This is a genomic window from Streptomyces sp. ADMS (assembly GCF_033441795.1).
In the GTDB taxonomy this organism is placed as follows: Bacteria; Actinomycetota; Actinomycetes; order Streptomycetales; family Streptomycetaceae; genus Streptomyces.
Genome location: NZ_JAVFVX010000067.1, coordinates 3,117 through 14,449 on the forward strand (window position 1 = coordinate 3,117; position 11,333 = coordinate 14,449).

Here is an 11,333-nt window from a genome sequence, read left to right on the forward strand (position 1 = left end):
TTTCAGGGACCTCGGGAACGTCGGGCACCCCGGGAACGGGACTTTCAGGGACCTCAGGGACCTCGACGTCCACCACCACCGGAGCTTCCCCAGCCACCCCGCCCGGCCCAGACTCTTCGCCCGGCCCAGACTCTCCGGCCTCCCCCGCGGCCTCCCCCAACTTCTCCCCGAACCGCCGCAGCAACCGCACCCCCGCCGCCGCGACTGCGTCCGCCGGCAGCTCGTTCACGCGCCCGTCCGCGGTCACCGTCCCCCCGAACACCAGCGCCGAACCACGCTCGCCCTCGATCCCCCGCACCCGCAGCGTCAACGCCAGCTTCACCGACCCACCGCCGCGCGCCTCGACGGCGTCGCCCTCCACGACGTACGCGTACTCCCCGTCGTCCTGGGCCTCGTCCTGGGCGTCCGAGACAGCCGCGACGACCCGCAAGGACCCGCGATACGTGATCGTGTGTCCCCCGATACGCACCTTCAGCCGCCCGGCGACCCCGGAGACGACGGGCTCGGTGCCCGCGTCCTGCTGGAGTCCCGGAACCGCGCGGGCGATGCGCGCGGGGTCGGCGAGCACGTTCCTCAGCCGCTCGGCCGGAACCGGAACGAACACCTCATGCTCCATGAAACCCGAGAGTACCCAGCACGACCCGCGACGCACGACCGCATCCACCGATTCCGCCGGGAACCCCCGGCATCCACACCCGCGCGGCCCCACCGGGCGTACCCTCCCGCCCCCTCCCTCCCACCCCTGTTCCCTGCCCCTGGACGCCTCCACCACCTGGCCGCCCGACACGATCAGCGCCTACCCGGCCATCCTTTCCCCTCCACCCACACGTCCTCACGTCCTCACGTGCTCTCTCCTCCCTCCCTCCTCCCTCCTCCCTCCTCCCTCAGTAGCGCGGATGCACCAGCGTCGACGGCCTCAACCCCGTCACCCGCATCCGCGCCGCTGCCCGTGCGTCCTCCGTCAGCCCCGCCTGGGTCAGCGTCCGCAGTCGAGGCCCGTCGTTCTCGTCCACCCGCAGCCTTGGAGCGGGCCCCCCGGCCGTCGCCAGCACGAACCCCCAGTCGTGCGGCGCCCGCGCCGCCCCCGACGCCGTACGGTCCGGTCCGGCCGCGAAACCTGCGTCGCGGCCGCCCACGCGGTAGGGCGCCGTGCGCAGCCCGGCGGCCCGGATGGTCGTCTCGACGGTCCAGAACGCGCGCGGCCGTGAGGAGACCGGCCCGCCGTGCACGACCAGCCGGCCGTCATCCGTCAGCACCTGCCGCGCCAGGCCGTAGAACTCCTGCGAGTACAGCTTCGTACTCGCCGTGATGCCCGGATCCGGCAGATCCGAGACGACCACGTCGTACGCGGCCCGTGCCCCGCGCAGCAGCCCGAAGGCGTCCCCCGTCGTCACATGGACACGCGGGTCGTCGAACGCGTGCTCGTTCAGGGCGGCGAGGGCCGGGTCCCGGCGGGCCAGCCGCACCAGGCCCGCGTCGAGTTCGACGACGTCCACCCGCCGTACGCCCGGATGGCGCAGCACCTCCCGCGCCGCCAGCCCGTCGCCACCGCCGAGGACGAGCACGCGCGCGTGGGGGCCGTTCATCGCGGGGTGGACGAGCGCTTCGTGGTAGCGCCGCTCGTCGCTCCCGCTGACCCGCAGCCGGCCGTCGAGGAACAGGTCCAGCGGACGGCCGTCGGCGCCGCCCGTGAGCACGACCTCCTGTACGCCGGTCTGGAGCGCCACTCGTACGTCATCGCCGTACACCGCCTGCCGGGCGGCCCGTTCGAAGTCGTCGACGAGCAAGGCCGCGGCGGCCAGGAGTCCGATCACTGTCACGTTCGCCACCACCAGCAGCCAGCGTGCGCGCCGGGTCAGGTCCCGGCGGAACAGTCCGAGGACGAGGGCCCCGCCGACCAGCGCGTTGACCGTGCCGGTGAGCAGGGCGCCGGTGAGCTGGCCGAGCCAGGGCAGGAGGAGGAAGGGGAAGGCGAGGCCTCCGACCAGTGCGCCCACGTAGTCGGCGGCGAACAGGTCTGCGACCGCGCCGCCCGCGTCCTGGCGGCGGATGCGCTGGATCAGCTCCATGAGCAGCGGCACCTCGGCGCCGATCAGCAGGCCGATGGCGAGGGAGAAGATGACGAGAAGGACGCGGGGGCCGTGCGCCCACATGCCGCCCCAGTCGCCGGTCCACGCGAACACCGCGTACAGCGCCATCGCGCTGCACCCGCCGACCAGTGCGAGCGCCGCCTCGATCGCGCCGAAACCAGCCGCGGCGCGGTAGCGCAGGCGCTTCGCCGCAAGTGAGCCGATGCCCATGGCGAACACCATCACGGAGAGCACGACCGACGCCTGGGTGACCGAGTCGCCGATCAGGTACGAGGCGAGCGCGACGAGTTCCAGTTCGTACACCAGTCCGCAGGCCGCACAGACGAAGGCGCCGGCGAGGACCAGGAACCGGCCGGTGCCGGGCCGGACGGGCAGCCGCGCGGGGTCGCCCCAGGACGGGGGACTGCCCGGCGGGGCCGGCACGTGCGGTTCGATCACGGTGGGAACGCTACGTCACACCCTCGGTGCGCTTCGTCACCCACACGTGTGGTCTCTGTTTACGCGGAGGAGGTTGGTGTGAACGTCCGGCGCCGCGCTCAGAGGACCGTCGGCACCCGTACCCCCACCCGCGTCCTGGTCGCCACCAGCTGCCCGTCCTGCGGATAGGCGTGCCACGTACGCCAGTGCACCTGCCCCTCGTGTCGCTGTGCCAGCAGCGCAGTGAAGGCGTGCGGGCTGCCCGGGAAGACGCCGGCCAGGCCGTTCGGATGGTCCGCGACCAGCGCCAGCAGTTCCTGGGCGCGCCCGGCGAACGATCCCGGCGACAGGACCTCGACTCTCGCCGCGAACTCGTACTCCCAGTCGTCGACGCGTTTGGCCACGCCGAGCGGGAGGGGGGTGCTGGAACCGGGGATGCACGCGACCGTCTCCGAACAGATGCCCTGCCGATCCTCCAGCAGCACCTGGTGGGAGGCGCCGAGGAGTCTCAACTGGAGTTTCGTGTCCGCCAGTTCGATGTCGAGGGTGGCGAGAGCGGGCAACGGCTCCCGGCCCAGGGCCCAGGCGAGGTCGGCCGCGCGCGTGTCGGTGTAGGAGGTGTTCAGGGTCGTGAGCATGGATCGGCTCCGCTAGCACGCAAAGGGGAGGTGGGGAGAAACAAGGTGGGGGCCCGGCGCGCTCCGGTCGACACGGGTCGACACCGGGAGATCAGCCCAGTCACGGGGAACGTCCGGGGGCAGGGGACGTCCGAGGGGCTGTGTTGGTGGTTTAGAGGGAATCATGAACAGTGGCGCCGACACAGCGTTTTTACCCAAGTTCGTGGGGTTTCCATCCCTCAGAGGGCTCCACAGCTCAACTGTTCAACCAGGGCGTACGCCCGAGCGTGCGACGGACTCCGCACGCGGTCGTACGAACGCCCGCCGGAACGACGTGTACGTACACGTCGTTCCGGCGGGCGTTCACCCCCCGATCCGGATGCGGTTCCCCCTTCCGGAGCTCAGCTGCCCCGTGTCAGCTGCCTCCACCGCATCCGCCCCCGCCTCCCCCGCAGGAGGACCCGCCACCGCAGGACGAGGCCCCACCGCAGGAAGAATTCGAACCGCACGACGTACCGCTGCCGGAGTGACCGCCGGAACCGCTGGAGCCCGCCGCTCCGCCGGCCCACCAGCTGGTGCTTCCCCGACTCCCGCGCCGACGCACCCGGGAGGCCCGGACCGTCGTGGTCACAACGATGAACAAGCCCGCCAGGATGACAAGGGCGATGATGGCCACAGCCATGACATTCACCCTCCTTTCGTTCCCCCGAGACGGCCCCCCGTGGGCGCCTCGCCGTCTTGCGTGACCAGGGGATGCCCGCGTGTCCCACCTGCCAAAGCAGAGTTGAGGAAGTCCAGAGCTTCGGCGCAGGATGACGACCATGACCAGCACCGCACGCCCCTTCCTCAACCGCAGGCTCGCCGAGTTCGGGACGACGATCTTCGCCGAGATGTCGGCGCTCGCCGCCGCAACCGGCTCGATCAACCTCGGCCAGGGTTTCCCGGACACCGACGGCCCCGAGGAGATCCGCGAGGCGGCCGTACGGGCGCTGCGTGACGGCCGCGGAAACCAGTACCCGCCGGGTCCGGGCGTCCCCGAGCTGCGTACGGCGATCGCGGCGCACCAGGAGCGCCGGTACGGACTGTCGTACGACGCCGACCGCGAGGTTCTGGTGACGGTGGGCGCGACGGAGGCCATCGCGGCGACCCTGCTGGCGCTGCTGGAGCCCGGCGACGAGGTGATCGCCCTTGAGCCCTACTACGACTCCTACGCGGCGTGCATCGCGATGGCGGGCGCCGCGCGCGTACCGGTCACACTGCGCCCCTACGAGGGCTCGTTCCGCCTCGATTTGGACGAGCTGCGGGCGGCCGTGACACCCCGTACGCGCCTGCTCCTGATCAACACCCCGCACAACCCGACGGGCACGGTCCTGACCCGCGACGAACTGACCGCGATCGCGCAGCTCGCCGTGGAGCGCGACCTGCTGGTGGTCACCGACGAGGTGTACGAGCACCTGGTCTTCGACGACGCCGGACATCTGCCGCTGGCCTCCTTCCCCGGGATGCGCGAACGGACGGTCTCTATCGGGAGCGCCGGGAAGACCTTTTCGTTCACCGGATGGAAAGTGGGCTGGGCCACATCCACGCCGGACCGACGCGGCGGAGCGGCTCCGCAAGGCGTTCGCACACTGACCGCCGCTCTACGGGACCGGTCGCTGCATTGTTCTTCGCCTGCCGTCCAGCCACGTAACTTCCGCGCCCGGAGCAGCCCGGTCACGGCCGTGGTTCTGCCGCTTGCCACACCACAGGCATCGACGTACAGTTTCTTGTACGTCAGGGAGGTTGATCGTGAAGACCATGACCTATTCCGAGTCGCGCGCACGGTACGCCGAGGTGCTCAACTCCGTCACCGACGACCGCGAAGAGGTCGTCATCACCCGAGCCGGACACGAGCCGGTCGTCATCGTCTCCCTGGAGGACTACGAGTCCCTCAAAGAGACGGCGTACCTGCTGCGGAGCCCGGCGAACGCCCGGCGCCTGCTCGCGTCCATCGACGAGCTGGAAAACGGCGGCGGTACCGTACGCGAGCTGGCCACCGACGAACAAGAGCCCGCGAGTTGAAGATCACTTTCTCCTCCCGCGCCTGGGAGGACTACCTGTGGTGGCAGCTTCAGGACCGGAAGATCCTGAAGCGCATCAACACTCTCATCGCGGACATCGCCCGGAACGGCAACGAAGGTATCGGCAAACCGGAACCGCTCAAGCACGGATTCCAGGGTTACTGGTCGCGCCGCATCAACGACGAGCACCGACTGATCTACAAGGCCACCGAGGACGGCGCCCTGATCGCCCAGTGCCGCTACCACTACGAAAACTGACAGGGCTCAGGGGTCGAGCACCGCACGGCCTCTGCCGGCCCCAGCATCACGCAGCGACCACGCGGCGCGGACTCGGCAGTCACAGCGGTCACGGCAAGGGATTCCCCTGTGGCGGAGACGGACTGCGCCACCAGTGCGGGGGCCCGCCCGGTGGCGGTGGCACTGGAGTCGCGCGAAGAGCTGCCAGACAGTGACGCGCGTTCGAAGGGCGGGCTTCGGGCTGTTCAGCCGGTGCCTGAGCGGCGAGGCCGATGCGGCCCACGCCGGGATGTGACGAGGGAGGGGTGGAGGCGGCGGGAGAACCCCGGCCCGGAAACGGCGAGAGCCCGGCCTCGCCGGCCGGGCTCCTCCATACACAGGCGTACAGGCAGGACTACGCCTCGTCGTCCCCAGGCTTCTCCGCCTCGTCGATCTCCTCCTCCAGGCCCAGCTGCTCGACGAGCCACTTGTCGAACTCGATCGCGGCCCGCACCCAGCTCACCGTCGACGACACGAAGTGCTCCAGGCTGACGCCCGTCCCGATCAGCATCTGCGCCTCGCCGATCAGGCGAACGGTGCCGTCGTCGTGCGTGTGGCTGTACACCTTGGGCCACAGGGTCCGCCGGTTCCAGTCGTCGATCGACTCCAGAAGCGCGGGCTTCACCTCGATCTGGTGGGGCCGGTCGTAGAACGTCCGCACCGAGAAGACCTGCTGGTCACCCTCACCGCGGAACATGAAGTACGTACGGAACTGCTCCCACGGCGCCGCGAGGTCACCCTCGTCGTCGACGACGTACTTCAGCTCCATCTGTTCCAGGAGCTGCTTCACAAGGTCCTGATCCGGGACTACGGGGCCTGCCGGTCCTTGCTGCTGCGGCTCGGGCTGGCCCCCGAAGTTCGGAATCGAGGACGGGTCGATGGTCACCGTGAATTTCCCTTCGTACGGATTCCGCCATCCTCTCCCATGCGGGGAGGGGCGTGGCAACCCGGGCGGGAACTCTCGGCCCCGAGCTGACAGGATCTGTCCGTAAGCGGACTGCCGGGGCATGAAGGGTGGGGTCAATGGCAGGAACAGAGGGTGGGACCGGGACTGGGACCGGGACTCAGGGGCACGAGGAGGGGACCGCGCCTCGAGGGCGGACCAGGTGGTGGGTGTTCTCTCTCATCCTGGGGCTGCCCGTGCTGGCCGTGACCGGCTTCCTCGCCCTGATCGTGGTCTGGGTGCTGACGAGCTGAGCGAGAGGTTGACACGGGTGGTGTCCCGCCCGTGTCACACGCTCTCCCGGGGGCCGCCGCCCCGGCGGGTTGCCCGGTCGGATCCCCGCGAACGTCGCCTCCCCCTCAGAGCGTCTTGCCGGTCGCTGGTCCCACGATGAGCCCGTCCCCGGACACATCCACCCGTACCGTGTCGCCGTCCTTGACCTCGCCCGCCAGGATCTCCTTGGCGAGGCGGTCGCCGATCGCCGTCTGGATGAGGCGGCGGAGGGGGCGGGCGCCGTAGGCCGGGTCGTTCCCCTCGTCGGCGAGCCAGGCCCGGGCGGCCGGGGTGACGTCCAGGGTGAGGCGGCGTTCGGCCAGGCGCTTGGCGAGGCGGTCGATCTGGAGGCCCGCGATGCGCTCCAGTTCCTCCCTGTCCAGGGCGGAGAAGACGACCATGTCGTCGAGGCGGTTCAGGAACTCCGGCTTGAAGCTGGCCCGCACCAGATCCAGCACCTGCTGCTTCTTCTCCTCCGCCGACGTCAGCGGCTCCACCAGGTACTGGCTGCCGAGGTTCGACGTCAGGACGAGGATCGCGTTCCGGAAGTCGACGGTCCGGCCCTGGCCGTCCGTGAGGCGGCCGTCGTCCAGGACCTGGAGGAGGATGTCGAAGACCTCCGGGTGGGCCTTCTCCACCTCGTCCAGGAGCACCACGCTGTACGGGCGGCGGCGCACCGCCTCCGTCAGCTGGCCGCCCTCCTCGTAGCCGACGTAGCCGGGCGGGGCGCCGACGAGGCGGGCGACGCTGTGCTTCTCGCCGTACTCCGACATGTCGATGCGGACCATCGCCCGCTCGTCGTCGAAGAGGAAGTCGGCCAGTGCCTTCGCCAGCTCCGTCTTTCCGACACCCGTCGGGCCCAGGAACAGGAAGGAACCCGTCGGACGGTCGGGGTCCGCGATACCGGCCCTGGTCCGCCGTACCGCGTCCGACACCGACTGGACCGCCTCCGACTGGCCGATCAGGCGGCGGCCCAACTCCTCCTCCATGCGCAGGAGTTTCTGGGTCTCGCCCTGCAGGAGACGGCCGGCGGGGATGCCGGTCCAGGCGCCGACCACGTCCGCGATGTCGTCGGGGCCGACCTCCTCCTTGACCATGGTGTCCTTGGACGCCTCCTCCTCGGCCTCCGAGGCTTCCTCCAAGTCCCTTTCCAGGGTGGGGATCTCGCCGTAGAGGAGCTTGGAGGCGGTGTCGAAGTCGCCGTCGCGCTGGGCCCGTTCGGCCTGGCCGCGGAGTTCGTCGAGTTTCTCCTTCAGCTCGCCGACCCGGTTGAGGGACTGCTTCTCCTTCTCCCAGCGGGCCGTCAGGCCGCGCAACTCCTCCTCCTTGTCGGCGAGATCGCGGCGCAGCCGTTCCAGGCGCTCGCGCGAGGCCGGGTCGGTCTCCTTCTCCAGCGCGAGTTCCTCCATCTTCAACCGGTCCACGGCGCGCTGGAGTTCGTCGATCTCGAGGGGGGAGGAGTCGATCTCCATCCGGAGGCGTGACGCCGCCTCGTCGACCAGGTCGATCGCCTTGTCGGGGAGGAAGCGGGAGGTGATGTAGCGGTCGGAGAGTGTGGCCGCCGCGACCAGCGCGCTGTCGGCGATGACGACCTTGTGGTGGGCCTCGTACCGGCCCTTGAGGCCGCGCAGGATCGCGATCGTGTCCTCGACGGAGGGTTCCGCGACCAGGACCTGCTGGAAGCGTCGCTCCAGGGCGGGGTCCTTCTCGATGCGTTCGCGGTACTCGTCGAGGGTCGTCGCGCCGACCATACGCAGCTCGCCCCGCGCCAGCATCGGCTTCAGCATGTTGCCGGCGTCCATCGCGGAGTCGCCGCCGGCGCCCGCCCCGACGACCGTGTGGAGTTCGTCGATGAAGGTGATGATCTGCCCGTCGGAGCCCTTGATCTCCGCCAGGACCGTCTTGAGCCGCTCCTCGAACTCACCCCGGTACTTCGCCCCGGCGACCATCGCGCCGAGGTCCAGGGAGACGAGGCGCTTGTTCTTCAGGGACTCCGGTACGTCGCCCTTCACGATGCGCTGGGCGAGGCCCTCGACGACGGCCGTCTTGCCGACGCCGGGTTCGCCGATGAGCACCGGGTTGTTCTTCGTACGGCGGGACAGCACCTGGACGACCCGGCGGATCTCCTGGTCGCGGCCGATGACCGGGTCGAGCTTGCCCTCGCGGGCGGCGGCCGTGAAGTCCGTGCCGAACTTCTCCAGCGCCTTGTACTGGCCCTCGGGGTCGGCTGTGGTCACGCGACGCCCTCCCCTGCTCTTCTGGAACGCGTCCAGCAGCTTCTTCGCGCCGGCGCCCTGCTGGGAGAGTACGTCCCCGGCGGGGCCGCCCTTCGCGGCGATGCCGATGAGGAGGTGCTCGGTGGAGAGGTACTCGTCGCCGAGTTCCTTCGCCCGTTCGGCCGCATCGGCGATGACCGAAAGAAGTTCCCGGCTGGGCTGTGGGGGTGCGACAGTCGAGCCGGTCACGCTGGGCAGGCCCGCGAGGACGCGCTCGGCGCCCGAGCGTACGGCTGCCTGGTCGGCCTCGGCAGCGGCCAGCAGGTCGACGATGTTCTCGTTGTCCTCCCCCGCGAGCAACGCCAGCAGCAGGTGCGCGGGGGTCAGGTCCGGGTGCCCCCCGGACACGGCCCTGCTGGTGGCCGCGTTGATCGCGTCCCGGCTCCTGTTGGTCAGCTCGGCGTCCACGGTCGCTGTCTCCCTTCCACTTCGTGACTGACACAGCCAACGTACACAAAGTTGAGTCTATTCCACTCAAGGTGGGAGCGGGGAGCGGACAGACCGAAAAGCCGCCCGCCCTGGAGTACGGACAGACGGCGAAGGAGAGGCGGCGGGCGGCTGCTTTCAGCCAAGCGAGCAGGCGCGTCACCCATGAGGGAACACGCTCAAACCCTGATATTTCACCGGAAACAGCAGCGGCGTCACCGTGTTCAGGTCACGGTGACGCCGCTACTGGGGGGAAGCACCTGAGCGATCTACTGCGACGGGGGAATCGCGTCAGGCACTGCGGGGGGTGGCTGCGATGGTCTGCACGTCCTGGAGGTCGGGGATATCCGAGACGTCGGGGTGGTCCAGCCGGTGGTCGCGCTGGTCCAGGTTCACAAAGATCATTCCGTACCGGATGGCACACCGTACGGGCTGCGGCGCCCCCCGAGGCCGCCGCAGACACCGGTACGCCCGGACATCCTCTTCGTCGTCCCGCGTCACGACGACCGGCTCACCGAACACGGTCACCATCAGCGAGTCACCGCTGTGGGGGATGGCGGTGACCAGGTCGATGAAGTGCCAGCCGGAGCGGTAGGCGGTGGCCATTTCGCGACGGAAGGAACGGTCGTCGGGCGGAGTCGTCATGTCAGCTCCACGCACTGTCATCCGTGGTGTCGACGGCGCTAGTGTCGTCACCGGACGCGACGGTGGCGGTTGACAGCGACCAGGCACTGTCCGCTCGAATGTCACCCTTCTCGACAGAGAGGCCACTCAGTGCCCCAAAGGCCACAACGGCGGAGAAGGCGGCGACAAGCACCGAGCGAAGCATTCTCTTACCCATAGTCGGCTTCGTCCTCACTTGAAGGTCCCTCTTCCCCCGTCGGATAAGACGATGGCTCATTCGGGCACGTCATGGCCACACAATCGATGCATCATGTTCCTGCATGTTCAGGACCCTGGGGGGTGGAGATTTAACAATGAATCGGACTAAAGCGACACATCCCCATGCGGTGACGGAGCTGTGCGCCGATGGCAGTCGTCTCTATGCGAATGCGCTTCGCATGGGACGTATCTCCCGCGCGGACGTGGAAGAGGCTCCGTGCCTGATGGAGTTCACTCTGCTTCACCCCGACCCGGACGACGCGAACTGGCTGCGCCCCGTGTCCCCGTCGGTCGCTCTGGCCCAGCGTCTTAATCCCCTTGAGCACGAGATCACCGAGCGCAGGCGTTTGTCGATCGAACTGGCCGACTCCTTCGAACCGTTCATGGCTCTCAGTGCCCAAGTGACAGCGTCCACGCATTCGATCACGGTGCTGGAGGGGCTCGACCGCATCAACACCGCACTCGACCTGGCCACCGCCCAGTGCCAGAACGAGATGGTCACGGTGCAGCCGAGTCACCGCCACCCGGAAGGCAGACTCATCGCCGCCCTGGAACGCGACCGGCCGCTGATCGAGCGAGGGGTACGGATCCGGACGCTCTACCAGCACACGGCCCGCTACAGCCCCGAGCGACTGGCCTGGGTGGACCATTTCGCGGACGGGAAGGCCGAATACCGCACCATCGACGAACTCGTCGAGCGGCTCATCATCTGCGACGAGACCGTGGCTTTCATCCCCATCAGCGACGACCGTCAGATGGCCCTGGAGCTTCGCCACCCCGGCCTCGTCCGCTACCTGGTCAAGGTGTTCGAGTTCATGTGGGGCAGGGCGGTACCGCTCAACGCCGGCGCCCCCTACGAAACCGCCCCGGACGGCCTCACCGACATCCAGCACTCCATCGCCAAGCTACTCATCGAGGGCCACGTCGACGAGGCCATCGCCCGCCGCCTCGGAATGAACGTACGCACCTGCCGCGCCCACATCGCCAAGCTGGCCACCGCCCTGGGCAGCGGCAGCCGCGCCCAGCTCGGGTTCCTGATCGCGCAGTCGGGAATCCTGGACCAGGACCGCTGA

8 protein-coding genes and 2 pseudogenes are annotated in these 11,333 nt (G+C 69.2%); 4 read left to right on the plus strand and 6 right to left on the minus strand.

From position 1 onward, the window contains the following. The 3 genes and pseudogenes from RB628_RS26055 to RB628_RS26065 form a co-directional block, all read right to left on the minus strand. A pseudogene (locus RB628_RS26055) lies at positions 1-616 on the minus strand (hypothetical protein); the annotation flags it as partial. Between the two features lie 268 nt (positions 617-884). Beyond that, entirely contained in the window at positions 885-2,528 is a 1,644-nt protein-coding gene (locus tag RB628_RS26060) for a polyamine aminopropyltransferase (protein WP_318322943.1), read from the minus strand. Between the two features lie 98 nt (positions 2,529-2,626). Further along, positions 2,627-3,145, minus strand: coding sequence for a DUF2617 family protein (locus RB628_RS26065; protein ID WP_318322944.1), 519 nt, complete (start codon positions 3,143-3,145; stop codon positions 2,627-2,629). A 791-nt stretch (positions 3,146-3,936) separates the two neighbouring features. Between RB628_RS26065 and RB628_RS26070 the strand changes: the two are divergent. The 3 genes and pseudogenes from RB628_RS26070 to RB628_RS26080 form a co-directional block, all read left to right on the plus strand. Continuing rightward, a pseudogene (locus tag RB628_RS26070) lies at positions 3,937-4,809 on the plus strand (aminotransferase class I/II-fold pyridoxal phosphate-dependent enzyme); the annotation flags it as partial. Positions 4,810-4,912: 103 nt separating this feature from the next. Continuing rightward, complete coding sequence (locus tag RB628_RS26075) at positions 4,913-5,185, plus strand: type II toxin-antitoxin system prevent-host-death family antitoxin (RefSeq protein WP_318322973.1); 273 nt, start codon at positions 4,913-4,915, stop codon at positions 5,183-5,185. Then, the gene (locus RB628_RS26080; RefSeq protein ID WP_318322974.1) at positions 5,182-5,442 is read left to right on the plus strand and encodes a Txe/YoeB family addiction module toxin; all 261 of its coding nucleotides are present in this window, start codon (positions 5,182-5,184) and stop codon (positions 5,440-5,442) included. The genes RB628_RS26075 and RB628_RS26080 overlap by 4 nt, the downstream gene beginning before the upstream one ends. 373 nt (positions 5,443-5,815) lie before the next feature. Here the strand turns inward: RB628_RS26080 and RB628_RS26085 are convergent, their stop codons facing one another. From RB628_RS26085 to RB628_RS26095, 3 genes are all read right to left on the minus strand, one after another. Continuing rightward, the gene (locus tag RB628_RS26085) at positions 5,816-6,346 is read right to left on the minus strand and encodes a YbjN domain-containing protein (RefSeq protein WP_318322945.1); all 531 of its coding nucleotides are present in this window, start codon (positions 6,344-6,346) and stop codon (positions 5,816-5,818) included. Between the two features lie 416 nt (positions 6,347-6,762). Continuing rightward, on the minus strand, positions 6,763-9,360 hold the full coding sequence (clpB, locus tag RB628_RS26090) for an ATP-dependent chaperone ClpB (protein WP_318322946.1): 2,598 nt from the start codon (positions 9,358-9,360) through the stop codon (positions 6,763-6,765). A gap of 309 nt (positions 9,361-9,669) precedes the next feature. Then, the gene (locus RB628_RS26095; protein WP_318322947.1) at positions 9,670-10,023 is read right to left on the minus strand and encodes a hypothetical protein; all 354 of its coding nucleotides are present in this window, start codon (positions 10,021-10,023) and stop codon (positions 9,670-9,672) included. 332 nt (positions 10,024-10,355) lie between these two features. Here RB628_RS26095 and RB628_RS26100 point away from each other — a divergent pair, with 332 nt between their 5' ends. Further along, the gene (locus RB628_RS26100) at positions 10,356-11,333 is read left to right on the plus strand and encodes a helix-turn-helix transcriptional regulator (RefSeq protein ID WP_318322948.1); all 978 of its coding nucleotides are present in this window, start codon (positions 10,356-10,358) and stop codon (positions 11,331-11,333) included.

Coding starts and splice junctions, on each gene's coding strand:
- RB628_RS26095 (WP_318322947.1), bottom strand. CDS start 10,023: ATGACGACTCCGCCCGACGACCGTTCCTTCCGTCGCGAAATGGCCACC.
- RB628_RS26065 (WP_318322944.1), bottom strand. CDS start 3,145: ATGCTCACGACCCTGAACACCTCCTACACCGACACGCGCGCGGCCGAC.
- RB628_RS26100 (WP_318322948.1), top strand. CDS start 10,356: ATGAATCGGACTAAAGCGACACATCCCCATGCGGTGACGGAGCTGTGC.